This window comes from Leptotrichia sp., assembly GCF_057270615.1.
Map to the genome: position 1 here is coordinate 1 of NZ_DBHIXN010000001.1, position 15,242 is coordinate 15,242.

General features: G+C 28.8%; 22 protein-coding genes. 12 read left to right on the forward strand and 10 right to left on the reverse strand.

All coding sequences use genetic code 11. The features are described from left to right. Positions 1-124: 124 nt before the first annotated feature. On the forward strand, positions 125-706 hold the full coding sequence (locus ACO409_RS00005) for a hypothetical protein (RefSeq protein WP_485553791.1): 582 nt from the start codon (positions 125-127) through the stop codon (positions 704-706). Here the strand turns inward: ACO409_RS00005 and ACO409_RS00010 are convergent. From ACO409_RS00010 to ACO409_RS00025, 4 genes are all read right to left on the reverse strand, one after another. Next, entirely contained in the window at positions 662-847 is a 186-nt protein-coding gene (locus tag ACO409_RS00010; RefSeq protein ID WP_485553792.1) for a hypothetical protein, read from the reverse strand. The genes ACO409_RS00005 and ACO409_RS00010 overlap by 45 nt on opposite strands. A 76-nt stretch (positions 848-923) precedes the next feature. Beyond that, on the reverse strand, positions 924-1,109 hold the full coding sequence (locus tag ACO409_RS00015; RefSeq protein ID WP_485553793.1) for a hypothetical protein: 186 nt from the start codon (positions 1,107-1,109) through the stop codon (positions 924-926). A gap of 94 nt (positions 1,110-1,203) precedes the next feature. Beyond that, positions 1,204-1,932, reverse strand: coding sequence for an excalibur calcium-binding domain-containing protein (locus ACO409_RS00020; protein ID WP_485553794.1), 729 nt, complete (start codon positions 1,930-1,932; stop codon positions 1,204-1,206). A 16-nt stretch (positions 1,933-1,948) separates the two neighbouring features. Continuing rightward, entirely contained in the window at positions 1,949-2,644 is a 696-nt protein-coding gene (locus ACO409_RS00025) for an XRE family transcriptional regulator (protein ID WP_485553795.1), read from the reverse strand. Positions 2,645-2,847: 203 nt separating this feature from the next. Between ACO409_RS00025 and ACO409_RS00030 the strand changes: the two genes are divergently transcribed. The 3 genes from ACO409_RS00030 to ACO409_RS00040 all read left to right on the forward strand — a co-directional run bounded on the left by ACO409_RS00030 (position 2,848) and on the right by ACO409_RS00040 (position 3,681). Beyond that, on the forward strand, positions 2,848-3,162 hold the full coding sequence (locus ACO409_RS00030) for a hypothetical protein (RefSeq protein ID WP_485553796.1): 315 nt from the start codon (positions 2,848-2,850) through the stop codon (positions 3,160-3,162). Positions 3,163-3,164: 2 nt separating this feature from the next. Further along, entirely contained in the window at positions 3,165-3,368 is a 204-nt protein-coding gene (locus ACO409_RS00035) for a hypothetical protein (RefSeq protein ID WP_485553797.1), read from the forward strand. Positions 3,369-3,534: 166 nt separating this feature from the next. After that, positions 3,535-3,681: a hypothetical protein gene (locus ACO409_RS00040; RefSeq protein WP_485553798.1), complete on the forward strand. Its 147-nt coding sequence runs from the start codon at positions 3,535-3,537 to the stop codon at positions 3,679-3,681. A gap of 179 nt (positions 3,682-3,860) precedes the next feature. Here the strand turns inward: ACO409_RS00040 and ACO409_RS00045 are convergent, their stop codons facing one another. Beyond that, positions 3,861-4,043: a hypothetical protein gene (locus tag ACO409_RS00045; protein WP_485553799.1), complete on the reverse strand. Its 183-nt coding sequence runs from the start codon at positions 4,041-4,043 to the stop codon at positions 3,861-3,863. A gap of 882 nt (positions 4,044-4,925) precedes the next feature. On the opposite strand from ACO409_RS00045, the gene ACO409_RS00050 reads away from it, so the two are divergent. The 8 genes from ACO409_RS00050 to ACO409_RS00085 all read left to right on the forward strand — a co-directional run bounded on the left by ACO409_RS00050 (position 4,926) and on the right by ACO409_RS00085 (position 9,833). Continuing rightward, positions 4,926-5,093, forward strand: coding sequence for a hypothetical protein (locus tag ACO409_RS00050; RefSeq protein ID WP_485553800.1), 168 nt, complete (start codon positions 4,926-4,928; stop codon positions 5,091-5,093). Positions 5,094-5,285: 192 nt separating this feature from the next. Next, a complete protein-coding gene (locus tag ACO409_RS00055) occupies positions 5,286-5,954 on the forward strand; it encodes a lambda-exonuclease family protein (protein ID WP_485553801.1) in 669 nt (222 codons plus the stop codon). Positions 5,955-5,958: 4 nt separating this feature from the next. Next, positions 5,959-7,200: a hypothetical protein gene (locus ACO409_RS00060; RefSeq protein WP_485553802.1), complete on the forward strand. Its 1,242-nt coding sequence runs from the start codon at positions 5,959-5,961 to the stop codon at positions 7,198-7,200. 1 nt (position 7,201) lies between these two features. Continuing rightward, complete coding sequence (locus ACO409_RS00065; protein ID WP_485553803.1) at positions 7,202-8,050, forward strand: recombinase RecT; 849 nt, start codon at positions 7,202-7,204, stop codon at positions 8,048-8,050. Between the two features lie 35 nt (positions 8,051-8,085). After that, a complete protein-coding gene (locus ACO409_RS00070; protein WP_485553804.1) occupies positions 8,086-8,337 on the forward strand; it encodes a hypothetical protein in 252 nt (83 codons plus the stop codon). 60 nt (positions 8,338-8,397) lie between these two features. Continuing rightward, positions 8,398-8,595, forward strand: coding sequence for a hypothetical protein (locus ACO409_RS00075; protein ID WP_485553805.1), 198 nt, complete (start codon positions 8,398-8,400; stop codon positions 8,593-8,595). Then, entirely contained in the window at positions 8,592-8,771 is a 180-nt protein-coding gene (locus ACO409_RS00080) for a helix-turn-helix domain-containing protein (RefSeq protein ID WP_485553806.1), read from the forward strand. The genes ACO409_RS00075 and ACO409_RS00080 overlap by 4 nt, the downstream gene beginning before the upstream one ends. A gap of 12 nt (positions 8,772-8,783) precedes the next feature. Next, positions 8,784-9,833 carry a site-specific integrase gene (locus ACO409_RS00085; protein WP_485553807.1) on the forward strand — a complete coding sequence of 350 codons (1,050 nt, stop codon included), beginning with the start codon at positions 8,784-8,786 and terminating at the stop codon, positions 9,831-9,833. 197 nt (positions 9,834-10,030) lie between these two features. On the opposite strand, the gene ACO409_RS00090 is transcribed toward ACO409_RS00085, so the two are convergent. The 5 genes from ACO409_RS00090 to pncB all read right to left on the reverse strand — a co-directional run bounded on the left by ACO409_RS00090 (position 10,031) and on the right by pncB (position 15,241). Continuing rightward, positions 10,031-10,786: a tRNA1(Val) (adenine(37)-N6)-methyltransferase gene (locus tag ACO409_RS00090; protein WP_485553808.1), complete on the reverse strand. Its 756-nt coding sequence runs from the start codon at positions 10,784-10,786 to the stop codon at positions 10,031-10,033. A gap of 369 nt (positions 10,787-11,155) precedes the next feature. Further along, a complete protein-coding gene (locus tag ACO409_RS00095; protein WP_485553809.1) occupies positions 11,156-11,875 on the reverse strand; it encodes a YebC/PmpR family DNA-binding transcriptional regulator in 720 nt (239 codons plus the stop codon). Positions 11,876-12,016: 141 nt separating this feature from the next. After that, positions 12,017-12,553 carry an adenylyltransferase/cytidyltransferase family protein gene (locus ACO409_RS00100; RefSeq protein ID WP_485553810.1) on the reverse strand — a complete coding sequence of 179 codons (537 nt, stop codon included), beginning with the start codon at positions 12,551-12,553 and terminating at the stop codon, positions 12,017-12,019. A gap of 220 nt (positions 12,554-12,773) precedes the next feature. Continuing rightward, positions 12,774-13,871 carry an RNA-guided endonuclease TnpB family protein gene (locus ACO409_RS00105; RefSeq protein ID WP_485553811.1) on the reverse strand — a complete coding sequence of 366 codons (1,098 nt, stop codon included), beginning with the start codon at positions 13,869-13,871 and terminating at the stop codon, positions 12,774-12,776. A 173-nt stretch (positions 13,872-14,044) separates the two neighbouring features. Next, positions 14,045-15,241, reverse strand: a complete 1,197-nt coding sequence (pncB, locus tag ACO409_RS00110) for a nicotinate phosphoribosyltransferase (protein WP_485553812.1) — start codon at positions 15,239-15,241, stop codon at positions 14,045-14,047. Between the last annotated feature and the right edge of the window lies 1 nt (position 15,242).

Sequence of the window (15,242 nt, forward strand, 5' to 3'; positions counted from 1 at the left end):
AATTATTTGTAGCAATATTTTTTTCCAGTTCATTTATCTCACCTCCCTTATTTCGCTTTTACCCCCTTTCGAGTTATAATAATATCGCCAAATAAATTAAATCCACAAGAAAGGAGGTGTTATTATGTCAAAATTTTTAAGAAGTATTCAGCAAGGTTTGAAACTTGCCGAAAAAAGATCTAACGATTTCACGATAATCAGAAATGGTCAAGAAATAGGTACTGTAAAAGGATTCATTTGCAGTAAAGAGTACCCTGATACAATCCAAACTGTTCAACCTACCGAAATTTTAGATGGAGATATTTTAAAATTATTAAATAAAGAATATCTAATAATCGACGCTCAACCTAAAATTCATGAAAACGTTTTATGCTATTATATGGCAAAATATAAATCCAATGCTGAAAAATCTTCAATTTCAAATACTTTTAATATTGGTACTGTAAATAGCTCTATCGTTGGTACTCAGCAAAATGCAACTATGAATTTTGATAACTCTATCACAAATTTAAGAGATATTATTTCTCAAGAAACAGAAGATAAAGCTGAATTAGAAAAATTCGCAACATATTTGGAAACTTTTCTTGAGAACAATACCAAAATTGAAAAAAGTAATTTTGAGAAATTTTCTGATTTACTAGCCAAACATTCTAATATTGCATTAGCTGTCGGAAACACTATTTTCCAATGGCTCACTAGAAAATAAAAACATTAATTCCACCCCCAGCATTTCTTTTATAAAAGTTATTTCTTGTAAATCTAATGTTGGGGTAGTTTCTAAAACTTTATTTCTTAAGTCACAAACTAAACTATGAAGTTCGGTTATTCTTTTTTCTTTCTCGTTCATCTCACACCTCCTACCTCGATTCCTGGATTTTCATTTACTTTATTTGCATTTTGTCAAATGATTTTGCATAAAAAAATTAAACCATGTCAAGTTTTTCAAAAACTTTACGAATAGTTTTTTTAGTATTTTTTTTAAAAGCATGATCTATATTTTGCCTAGTATATCCTGTTATTTTTTCAATGTTTTTCCATGTCAGATCTTTGTCAATTTTCAATTTTAAAAATCTTTTGTGCTCAGAATTTTTTTTTATTTTTTTGTTCATTTTTTTCACCTCGATTTATTATAACTTTTAATTTGCATTTTGTCAAATACTTTTTTAAAAAAAGAAGCCAATTGACTTCTTTATATAAACCAAGTTATTCACAAGCTATTCCATCACCATCTTTATCTAGTTTTTGACTATATCCTGGCTGTCCTTTTAATATCCCAGCATAACCCTTGGTTCTAGCTTCTTTACAACTTTTGAAATACAAGTTATTTTGAGAAACGTTTTTATTAATTTTGATTTCTTTTTCAGCAATTTTATTTTGAAGTTTTGGATTATTTATATTTTCAACTATTGCTAATCTTTCTTTTTCGAATTGTTGAGCTTTTGATTGATATAATTGATTAATGACATTTTTCGATTTTTTAAAAATTTTACCAATATTTTCATTTCGGGGGTGTGATTCTGATATATTCCATTCATACATAATTCCTTCAAGTTCTTGACTTCTTTTAGAATTTTTCAACTCATAATATTTCTGTATTACAAATGAATAATCTTTTAAATCTTCTTTATACTTTGCTAATATTTCTAATCGTTTTTTGGATTTTGAGTATTTTTTTATAAAATTATTAATTTTATTATTAAGCAAATTAAAATTTTTAATATTACTTTCAGAAACAGCAGGAAATCCAAAATTATTTATTTCTTTTTCTAATTGTTCGAATTCTGAATTTTCCTGTTTTTTTTCAGGAGAAATAAAAATATCTAACAGTTTGCTAGAAGCCTTTTGCGAAGACTTAGCGTTACCCGCTTCTGAATCACAAGCAAAAATTAATAACGCACCAAAACATAATAAACCAATTTTTTTCTTGTTCAATTTTTGACCCCCTATCTTAAACTCTTTTTCTATTTCTCATACTTACAACCATACTAATAATTCCTTTACATATTACTTTATCAAGTTCATAATTTTGAATCACTATATCTGCATAGGCTGGATTATAAGATTTTAATATCAAATTCCCTGTTCCTTCCTCGAAGAAAATTTTTTTTAAAAATTTTTCCTCTCCATAATACACGACACCTTCTTTTCCGTTCATTGATCGTATGTCAAAAAATCCAGTATCAACAACAATAATATCGCCATCATGGTAATACGGTTCCATACTGTCTCCACGAACTTTTGTAGCAAAATCACTTTTTTTAATATTCCCATTCAGTTTAGGCAAACTTATATATTCTATTTCATCGATATTATCTGTATATTCAATCAAACCATTCCCGGCACTTGCCATACCAAAAAGAGGGATTTGAATAAAACTATTAAATACTTCATCAGATATATTACTTGAATGTTTTTCTGGATTATGTCCTAACATTTCAATAAAATCTTTTTTCAAAACTTTAGACAAAGCAATTAATAAATTCGTATCCAATTTTTGCCTTTCCATGCTTTCAATTCTAGAAAGTGCTGAAACTGAAATATCTACACCTTCTTTCTTCAATTTATCAACAACATCTTCCTGAAAATACCCAAGTTCTTCACGTCTTTTTCTGATTTCGTTAGAAACCCTTTCTATTTTATTCATATTCTTAACCTCCGTTATTATTATTAAAATTATACCTTATTTTTTGACATTTGTAAAATGATTTGAAAAAAATCAAATAATTATTTGACAAATGTAAAATTATATAGTATAATAATCTTGTAAATGAAAAAATATTATTTTTTTAATCATTCATTTGCATTTTGTCAAATGAAATAACAAAAAATATAGAAGGAGATAAAAAAATGACAGATCTAGAAAAAGAAGTAAGAGGCATAGTATTTGATATTATCGCCAGCAAAGAACTAAAAGTAAACGATGATGATGAAATCGAATATACACAGGAATGGCTCAACAAATGGCTTATGAGCTGGATATTGGATGGCTACACAACTAAAGAAGTTATGAAAGTTCTGGAATACTTTGAGAACTTTTATTACGAAGACGAAAGAGAAGTTTGTGATACAGTCTATTATGAAGACTGTAACGGCGGAGTGGACTGGTACGAAGAAAACGAAAGAATGGAAACGTTTATCGTTGAAACTAAAAAGGTGGGATAACAATGGAAAAGATGTGTGAACTTGCAAAAGCCCTAAGTGACTTGAAACTCACGAAAAGAGACGTGAGAACAGGATTGAACGAGTTTGAATTGTCAGTTGTCTCAAAAAGGTGTAAAACAACAGCAGATGGAACTCAAAAACTTATAGAACGTTTTTTAAAAAACAATGCAGATATAAAATTTTTGAAAAGGAGGGCAACAAAATAAAATACACTTTATACAAAGATAATAAATTCGTAATGCAAAGAAAACATTTTTATCCTTTGAGAGTGTATCTTTTAAAAGTTCTGGAGATGAAAAGTGTTTTTGAGATAAGTACAAAAGAAGTGATAAAAAAAGCAAAGAAAAATAATTATAGAATAGAGGTAGAAAGATGAAATTTGACGGATTAAAAATGGTAAACGAAAACAGCAAAAAAGTAAGAGAGGAAATGGAAGCAAAAAAATTAAAGAACAGAATCAAAAGGCTATTTAACAAAAAACAGCCAAAGCGACTAATTTTAAATCCAGACTGGAAATAAATTGATGTTTTATCAATCGTTATAAATCTTAAAATTCAAAGAAAGGAATGATAAATAATGTTCTCAATAAAAGAAATAAGAGAAGAAACAGATTACAAAGTAGTAAACAAATTATTAAAAGAAAGCTGGTGTTTATTAGAAACACTAGCTTATAAAGATAAGATAATTTACATACTCGGTTACAGAGTTTTACCTAATACAAAAACAACCGATTGATGTTTATAAAATATTTCAGGATCATAAGAAGTTGTAAAAATTTCAAGTAATATCCAATTTTCTTTTAATTTTGAATTGACATCAGAAATTGATTTTGTTTGATAAACTTCTTTAATCTTAGTTAAATCCATACCTTTAATTTTCATAAACTTTCTCCTTTCGTTATAGTTTTATTTAGCAATAATATTATAACACAGAGATTAAAGGTATAACTAAAAAAATTAATGTTTTACCAAGCCTATAACAAATACTGTTGTGGGTTTGGATAAGATATTAATTATCTTTTAGGACAATAAAAATTAAATAGTAGGTGGGAATCAATAAAAAAGAGCCGTTGGCTAGACGACTCGTAAAATATGTCCTCTACCCTTAGAATTTATTATTTACCTACGTAAATTTTAAAACACTTCTTACCGTAATCTTTGGCGTAATGTTTTACGCCACTCTTATCAGTAAAAGAAGCTCTAAGGATATACAGACCTTTTTTGTCTCTTCCCATAGGAGGGTTACACCCCCTTTCATATCTGTTGTTAAATCATAAGTTTTTCTCTGGGTAGAGAACTGAAATAAGTATAACATTAATTCAATCTTTTTTCAATAAAAAAACTGACTATCTTTCGACAGCCAGAACTTATTAAACAACAGATATGAAACGGTTTAGCCAAAACCGATTTAAACAAGTTGCTAGCAAAGAGAACAAGAAAACGTTTTTTAATCTCTTTATTATATGATTTTACATTATTTTTTTTAAAAAGTCAAGAAAAAAGTATTAGTTTAATCGTGCCATCTATGTTGCTGCATATTTTTGCACAAGGCATAGCTACTAGAATATGCAGAACTGTCATAATGAGTCTTCTTTTCTAATATTTATTTTTTTAATTTTTAACTGTTATAGATGGCACAATTAAGTTAATACAAACAATATTTTTAGTCAGCATCACAAAGCACGTCAAGAGTAACAAAGGGCTTATCAAAAAGCATTTGGGCAAATCAGGTATTGCTGGCTGAGGATAAAGAATAGGAGGAATATGAAAACAGAAGAACAAATTAGAGAAATGGCAGAGGCATTACATAAAAGAATTGACTTGACAATGAAACAAGGAAAAACTTTTGAAAATCCTGAAGTGCAGAATTTACATACTTCGTTGGGATTAATATATATTATTTTAGACAAAGAAAAAGGAGTGATTGGATGACAAATACAACGAAATGGATAGTTCTAATTGTAGCAACTGCTCTAATGCAGATTGAAGTGATCAGAGTTAAAGGGCATTGGATAGCAGGTGGCAATGTGGTGTTTCCGTTTTTGATGGCTATATTGCTGTGGTGGTGTCCTAGAGTAGTAAAGGAATTCATGAGGTCTTGTAAATAGGTGGGAAAGGAGAAGCATGGAATATAAAGAAATAAGTTATGCTAACGAAGAAGAGTGGCTTAACATCAGAAAAAAAGGAATCGGTGGGAGCGATGCAGGGGCAATAATGGGAAAAAATAAATATAAAAATATTATTGATGTCTGGAATGATAAAACTGGAAGAGTAAATGAAAAATTCACTAGTCTAGCAGCTCAAAGAGGTAAAGATTTGGAAAAAAATATATTTTATTCATATAAAATAGACAATCCTGACAAGAATATTTTGGAAGTCGATAAAATGTATATACATCCGAAGTACGATTTCATACGAGCTAATTTGGACGGAGAAATTGTTTACAAAGGCAAAAAAGGAATACTTGAAATAAAGACAACTACAATCAATAAGTGGAATAAATATGTTGAGGAATGGCAAAACAACATTCCTGAAAGCTATTTGTATCAAATTTTACATTACTTTTTGGTGACTGGCTATGAATACGCCGTATTAGTTGTTGAAATAAAATTTGAATGTTTTAAAAACAAAGATACAACACCGTTTGATTTAGATAAAAGGTTGCAGACAATTGTAATCAATAGATCAGATTGGGAAGATGAGATACAGGAACTTTTAAATAAAGAAATTGAATTTTGGGCATGTGTTGAAAATAACACTGAACCAAGAATGATAAAAACTTACGGAGGTTAAAGAAATGACGGAAGAAAGAAAAAAAGAATTAAAAAATAAATATCAAAATAACGAGATTAAGATCTCAGAATTGAATGAGGACGAAATACTTTTTTTATATGATGAGTGTTATGATTATAGAAGTTTTAACGAAGAAGAAATGGGATATATAATTTCTTGGGTCGGAGAACAAATTAGTTCGGAAGAAGTAGACAGAAGAAGATGGCATGAAGATTTGTTAATTGTAAAAAAAATTGGCGATAGATTTTTTGAGTTTGAATACGGTAGTGGACTTACTGAAGATATAGAAAACGATTATAGTTTTTCAGAAATGAGAGAAATATTTCCTCAAAACAAAGATGTAACCGCATTGGTCAAACTGCCTAAAATGGAGTTTGTTTTTGACAGTGCAAAAATAACTCCGGCTAGAATCGATAAAGATATGATTGATTTTGAAAAAGCTGAACAAAAAGTTGAAGAAATAGAAAAACTTTATGATGTTGTGTTTACGGATGTAAAAGACATCAAAAAATACAGGGAAGAAGTGGCAAGTACAAAATCGAGTGCTGAAAAATTTAAAAAGGATTTGATGGATTATTTAACAGCTGACACAAAAGAAATCAATCAAAAACTTATTAATTTAATCAAGAGAGTTGATGCAGTCAGAAAATATTTACATGACAAAGAAAAAGAATTAGATAATGCTAAAAGAGAAAAAATAAAATCAATAAAAGAATTTGTATTTAAATATAGACCCGAATATTTGGTTTACTTGATAGATAACAAAAAATGGGAAAACAAAACATTTAAAGAGGATGATATTGAAGCCGAAATACAACAGCAATACGACGAATTAATCAGAAAAGAAAATTTCATAAAACAGGAAATTGAAAAAGCAAATAAAGAAATTAAATTCAAAATTGTATTTGAAAGCATGAAATATTTAATTCAAGAAGACTATACAGTCATTTCTAAAGCAATAAATGATAAAATGAATGAAATTAAGCAAACTGAAGAAAATTTAAGAATAAGAGCAGAAGAAGAAAAACAAAGAGAAATCGCTGAACTTGAAAGAAAAAGAGAAATTGAAAAGCAAGAAGCAATTGCTAAAGCTCTTCAAGAAAAAGAGCAAAAAGAAACAGATATTACTCAAAAAAAGGATACTTACATTTGCATAAAAGTAAATGGGCTTTCTAAAGAAAAAGCGTTAGAATTAAAACAATTTTTAGATAAAAATAACATAAAATATTTTAAGGAGATGAAATAAAATGGCAGGAACTTTAACAAATCCAAAAAAATCAAAAGGAACAGTTGGAACAACTACACTAAAATCAATGATAAATGATGAAAGAACAAAAAACAAATTCAAGGAACTGTTAGGAAATAAAGCGGCTGGATTTTTAACGTCATTATTAAATACGACAAATGGAAATAAGCAGTTGCAAGAAGCTGAACCGCAAAGTATTTTAAAAGCTGGAGCAATAGCAGCAACATTAGATTTACCAATTGACCCAAATTTAGGATTTGCCTATATTGTACCATACAATAACAAAGGGAAAAATGAAGCTCAATTCCAATTGGGCTACAAAGGATTTATACAACTAGCAATTAGAACAGGACAATACAAAAAAATAAATGTTACAGAACTTTACGAAGGACAGTTTGAAAGCTATGATCCGATTACTGATGAACTTAAATATAATCTCGATGGTAAAATAAGCGATGAAGTAACTCATTATATTGCATATTTTCAAACCACAAACGGATTTGAGAAATACAATGTAATGAGCAAGGAAGAAGTAAGAGAACACGCTAAAAAGTTCAGCAAGACATTTTTAAGCAGATTTTCAAGTTGGCAAACTAACTTCGACAGCATGGCTAAGAAAACTGTATTAAAACTATTGTTAAGTAAATTTGGTATACTAAGCATTGAAATGCAGACTGCACAAAAAGTAGATCAAGCAGTTATAAAAGAAATAGAGCCGAACGGCAATGTCGAAGTTGAATATGTGGATAATCCCGATAGCGAAAATGATGTTGCTTCTGAAAATGAAACAATAAATGATAACAGCGAAAATGAAAATAATGATGAGATAAATTCGGAAGATATATTTTAATAAAAAAAGGGGAATGAAAGAAACAGAGGAATGAAATGGCAACAAGTGACTGGAACGGAGAAAAAATTAAAGAAGATAAAGAATTTTATATTGTAAACGGAGATATAGTGGATAAAAACGAATTAGAAGAACAGGAGGAAACAGTATACTATGATTGCGATGGAAAAGCATATTTTGAAGATGAAGTAGAATGTTTTGAAAACATTAGTAACGCAATTGAAAATATAAAAAAAGGATGCATTTTGAAATTGATTGTTATACAGAAAATAACAATCCGATTCATTTAGAAGAAATAAAGAAGTTGAATAATACATTGCAAAAATTGAAAACGAAGGATTAAATAATAAATGATAAAATATGCTGAGATACACAAAATCAAAATTGAAAATGAAATAAGATATGTAGCAAAAGTTTTTGTTGATAGAGAAGAAATAGAAGATGAAAGTTTTAGCAGCAGTTGTTTAGAAAAAGTTGTTGAATATTTAATAAGCAAAGAATACGTTATATCAAATTACTTTGATATGACGGAAATGGAGGGGAAATGAAAATAAAAAAATATTTTTATAATGCTAAGGATATTATGAAAATATTGGAAGTAAGTTTAAGTCAAGCATATAAAGTAATCAGGGAGTTAAACGAGGAATTAAAGCAAAAAGGAATACGTGTGCAACGTGGAAAAGTGGCGATTGAATATTTCAACGAACGTTACAAAATTACTTAGGGAGTGATTTATATGTCGGTTTATAAGGAAAAAGGCGATAAAAAATGGAAAGTTGAAATAAGAACTGTTGATTCCACAGGAAAAGCAATTAGAAAAAGAAAAAGCGGTTTTAATACCAAAAAAGAAGCAGTGTTATGGGAGCAAGAATTTTTAAACAAACTTGCCTCAAATTCAAATGTAACGTTTAAAACTATGTGGGAAATTTACTTGGAAGATTGCAGACTAAAAGTAAAAGACAGTACAATTATTAGAAAAATACAGTCAATGAATAATTATATACTGCCTATTTTTGGAAATATTTTGGTGAACGAGATAAATACAAACCATATCAGAAACTTTCAAAATGAACTTCTGAAAAAAAACCTTTCTAAAAATACCCTTAGAATTATCGAAAGCCAAGCGAAATGTGTTTTTAATTTTGCAGTAAAATATTACAATCTTGAATCTAATCCTATGTCCAAAGTAAAAACGATTGGTTCGAGAAAAAATACTAGGGAGTTTTCCATTTGGAGTTTGGAAGAGTTTCAAAAGTTTATATCAGTTATAGAGGATATACAGGATGTCGTGTTTTTTTCACTGCTATTCTGGACAGGTATGAGAGTTGGCGAAGCAATAGCTTTGAATATTAAAGATGTGGATTTTGAAAATAAGAAATTAAATATTAATAAAACAGTTTCAAGAAGTTTTAATGGAGATATTATAACAAAGACAAAAACAGAGAGTAGCATTCGTAAAATTGCACTTACAGATAAAACACTTGAATTATTAAAAAAACAAATAAATAGAATTTATAAGCCAGCAAACAGCCAAAGATTGTTTGATTTTGGAAGAGGATATGCTAGAAAAAGGTTTCTTGAATATATAGAGCTATCTAAAGTTAAAAAAATAAGAATGCACGATTTAAGGCATTCTCACGCAAGTTTTTTAATTCAGAAAGGTGTAAATATTTTAGCCATTTCCAAAAGGCTTGGACACGAGGACGTCAAAATGACATTAAATACCTATGCTCACTTATATGAAGAAGAAAATAAAAGAATGATAGATATTTTGAACAAAATTTAAAAATTTTATTCTGCCCCTTTTTTGCCCCTTTTAGCAAAATAAAAAAGTTGTATAATTCTCTAAAATAAAAGGGATATTCACTTTTAATGGAATATCCCAAACATCATTATATTTTTTATTACTATTATTTATAATTATTTTTACTAGCTTTTATTATACAAGTATTTGACAAAAAATGCAAGAAAATAATAATTTTTTTATTTGTTTTTAATTTCTATATCTGAATTTTTATATAAATTTTCAATATATTTATTTTTTTCTCCATTTTTATCATAGACAAAAATAGGCATCTCAACACAAAATCCCTTTTTTGCATCTTTTATTGCTTCCAATAAACAAATTTTGGAATTTTCATTCCACTTTGTATAGCAATTTTTCATTCTTTTTGGCTCTAAATTATATCTTTGTAAAAGCATTAAAACTTCTACTAGCCGTTCGCTTCGGAATACGATTGAAAAACTGCCCATATTTTTTAATAAATAGGAAGAAATTTTTATGATTTCCTCAATTGTCAAATTAATATTATGTCTTGCATTTGCCAGCTGTTCCAAACTATTTATCTGAGAAATTTCACCAGTAAATTCAAAATATGGCGGATTTGTGACGATTGTGTCAAATTCATCGCAATTAAAAATATTTTTATAATTTTTTATATCTTCGTTTATTATTTTAACTTGGCTTTCAAATTTATTATTCTTGGTATTTTGTTTTGCAATTTCTGCCATTGTTTGATGCAATTCGATACCTGTAATTTGTGCCTTTGAACGTTGGGCTAAAAGTAAAGCGATAATTCCACAGCCAGTTCCAATATCAAGAATTTTTTTAGTCTTTCGATTAATTTTTACAAAATCAGAAAGCAAGACTGAATCAAGCGTGAAATTTTGAAAGTCATTTCGCTGAATTATTTTCATATTTTTTATTGGAGTAATAGTTTCTTCTCCATTTTTTTTCATAAAATATAGCTCCTTTTTTTCTTGTTCTCCTAATTTATATATTCTCTATTTTTAATTATATGCCTTCGATTCTATTTTCTAAATAGACCTGTTCGATAACTATACAAACTTAGAATTTAATAAAATAAATATCTTGAAGCAAGGGGTCTTGACCCCTTGTATAGATAAAAAAACTTAGGTTATCGAACATATCTAATAAAGTTTGTAGTAAGGATTTAAAATTGAACTCAAAAGCTATAACTGTTTTACTAAAATTCCTAAGTTTATATATTTTAACAGTTCAATCTTCAGCAGATTCAAGTGATAGTAATAATTTTTTTATCTTTTATAAAAATAAATGCGGAAAATTAATTCCGCAATGTATGTTTTTTATAATTCTCCAGCATAATTATGATGAACTTTTTGAACATCATCATCATTTTCTAGAGTATCAATTAATTTTTTTAATTTTTGTAAATCATTTTCAGCAAGAGTTTCAACTTCGATTGATGGCAAATACTGTATATCTGCTTCTAATAATTTATACCCTGCATTTCTCAAGGCATCTGCTACTTCATCAAAATTTGATGCTTCAGTTGTAATATAGAAACTGTCTTCCAAAGTTTCCATATCTTCCATTCCAGCTTCAAGTGCCACTTCCATTAACGCTTCTTCATCAATGTCATCAGTTTTTTCAATGATAATCTCACCTTTTCTTCCAAACATATATGAAACTGATCCAGAAACTCCAAGTTTTCCACCATTTCTATCAAAAGCCATTTTTACAGATGAAGCTGTTCTATTTTTGTTATCAGTAAGAGCTTCTACAATAATAGCAACTCCTGCAGGTCCGTAACCTTCATAACTCAATGTTTCAAAGGCTGCTGAACCATCAGTTCCTGCTCCTTTCTTAATTGCTCTGTTAATATTGTCATTAGGCATATTAATTGCTTTTGCTTTTTCAATTGCATGTTTTAGGGCTACATTAAATTCAGGATTTTCTCCACCTCTTGCTGCTACTGTTATAAGTCTAACAAGTTTTGTAAATGATGCAGCTCTTTTTTTATCCTGTGCTTCCTTACGCCCAGCTATTGTACCGTGTCTTCCCATTTTTTCCTCCTAAATTGATTATATAAAATTATATCATAAAAAAAAAGTCTAATCAATGGTAAAATCAACAAAATTTAGCGAATAACTAAAATATAATTTTTGTTTTTCAAAATGAAATTTACAAAAAAAATTATTATAATTTTATATCTTGTTTAAAATTTCCCTCATTTTCCCAAACTCATCCCAATTTTTTTCATTCACAAATTCCTTCCAACTCTCAAAATCATTTTCTCTCATATATTCTCTCAAAGTTGAAGCATTTATTTTTATGTCATCTCTAGAAATTATAATAAACTTTACAGATTTTTTTATCTTTTCGCTAAACCAGCTTTTACATTTAGATTCCTCACCGTATACGATACAGTCAACTTTTTCCAAGATTTTTTCTGCTTCACAAAATAAATAATCTCCCCATTCTGTAACATTTCCAGCTCCTAAATCAGCAAGAGGAAAAATGACCAGCTTATTTTCCACGATTTCTTCTTCATAAACTTTTTTTATCATTTTTTTTCTCAATTCATACGAAAAAGGATTTTCAATTGTTCCAGATTTATCGCTAGAACCGATAAATACCAAAACTTTATCACATATCTCAAGAGCTTTATTTATAATGTATTCATGTCCTTTGTGAAATGTCTGGAATCTTCCCAGAACCAAGCCTGTCTTATATTTTTTCATTAAAGTTTCTCCGTTTTTTTATAAATTAAATATAAAATTTCAAAATTTTTTTATATTTTTACAAGGATTCAAGATTTCTTGCTACTATAACTGCTTATTTACAGATGTGAACTACTCCCACTTTTAGAAGCGGGAGCTTCTTGGGAAGTACCTGCTTTTGCTAGCCAAATATATTTACCAAGCTCTTTGGGTAGTTCCTACCCTGTCTTCTTTTATTTTCCTAATATTTTAACATTTCTTTTCCAATGTTTTTTATATTCAGTGCTGCATTGTAATCTCTATCAATTTCAATCCCACAGCACTCACATTTATAACTTCTTTCTGATAATTTCAGTTCCTCTTTAATATTTCCACATTTACTGCAAGTTTTCGATGATGGAAACCACTTATCTATCTTCAAAAATTGCTTTCCTAAAAACATCAGTTTATACTCAAGCATTCTCAAAAACATTCCCCATCCATTATCTCCTACACTTTTCCCAAAATTTAATGCCTGGCTCATCCCTTTCATATTCAAATCCTCAACAACCACAGCATTATACGTTTCAGACAATTTTTTCGATAATTTATGCAAAAAATCTCTTCGACAATTTTTGATATACTCATGTAATTTTGATATTTTCGCTTTTTGCTTATACCAATTTTTAGAAAATTTCACTTTTCTTGATAATGATTTCTGCAATTTTTTCAATTCTTCTTCCAACATCCTAAAATATTTTGGATAATCAGCTCTTTGGTTTTCAGAACTGACAAATAATTCAGACATTGAAAAATCAAGTCCAATCACTTTATCATTACTTGGCATTTTTTGAATTTCTTTTTCAAATTCCGTCAAAACAGAAACATAGTAATTTCCATTACTGTTTGTCAATGTTACCGACTTTATTTTATAATCCTTTGGTATTTCTCTATGATATTTCAATTTTACTTTTTTCAATTTTGGCAAAACCAAATATTTGTTTTCCTCAATTCGTATCGAATTATTCACACAATTTGTCGTGTAACTTTTAACACTATTCTTTTTAGATTTGAACCTTGGAAATTTCGCTCTCTTCTGAAAAAAGTTCGTAAACGATCGTCTTACATTTAATTGAGCATTTGAAAGTGCCAAACTGTCTACTTCTTTTAGAAATTGATTTTCATTTTTCAAACTGGCAGGTGTAACTATTTTATTTTTTCCAGTTTCTTCATAAATTTTATTCGCAGTATACAAAATTGTATTGTAAACAAAACGAACACATCCAAAAGTCTTATTTATCAATAATTCTTGCTCCTTATTTGGATAAATCCTGTATTTGAATGCTAAATTATATTTCACAAAATTACACCTCCTTTTGATTTTGAATATTATTTTTAATTATTTCTATTCGATATTTTATACAAAAATTGTATCATGGATATATCCTTTTTTCAATTTTTTTACAAAAAAAGCAATTCATCTCCCACTTATAGAAAGCCTACGACTTCTTGCTATTTTTTTGTTAAATTTTTTTAATATTCTTTTTCCCGCTCCAGCCTAAATTTTACCGATGCTTTCAAATATTTTAAATATTTTTCATCATCACACATAACTTTTCCTTCCACATCGCTCAATTTAGCAACTGGTCTTCCGTTTACATATTGAAGTTTTATTACGATATTTAACGGCTTTTCTTTCGTATCATTAGTTATAAATGTCCCTATTCCAAAAGAAAGTTTAACTTTGTCTTTAAATGTCTTATAAATTTTTTCTGCTTCGTCAAAATTTAGCGAGTCGCTGAACAAAAGTGTCTTTGTCTTTGGATCTATTCCATATTTTTGGTAGTGATTCAATATTTTTTCAGCCCAGATATATGGATCACCGGAATCGTGCCGCACTCCTGTGTAGTTATTTACCATGCTTCTGTCAAAATCCCTTAAAAATAAGTCTGTCGTTATTGTGTCGGTAAGTGCTGTTCCGTTATCTCCCTTGTATTCGTCATACCAGTCTTTTAATGCGTAATGATTTGTGTAAGATAGCGGGATCGAGTCGATTCCCTGATACATTTGGACATATTCGTGTGCATAAGTTCCGATTGGTACTAGATTGTATTTCATTGCCAAAAATACATTGGAAGTTCCGACCATATTTTGAGTTTCGCTGGATAATTTTTTCACTACTTCTTCCTGCCATTCCCTTGAAAGACGTCTTCTACAGCCAAATTCGGCAAATTTAAAGTTATATTTTTTATTTTTAAAATCCAAAATCTTTTTTTCTAATTTTTCTTTTGCAGAAGCAAGCAATTCATCATAATTAAACTTCATTCTAAAATACACTTCGTTAATAATTTCAAGCAAGTAAATTTCAAACTGCATTGCACTGAAAAGCGGTCCAAAGACAATAACTCTAAGTTCTCCATTTTCAAGCACCGTAGTCACATAATCCTTAATCGGATGCCAAAGTCTTAAAAATTCAACATAATCTGACTTTATAAATCTTATCGAACGCAAATAGTTCAATTCTTCATTTTTAAATCGCAAACTGCACAAATGGTCAATTTGCTCATTTATTTCCGTAACCATTTCTTTTGTAAAGAAAATATTTGGAGTACGGCATCTAAAGTGATATTCTCCGACTAAATCAGTATGTTTGTGAAAAATTACTTGATTCATATTAAATTTGTAAAGATCTGTATCAAGCAGTGATGTTATAATTGGCTTTAGTTTCATT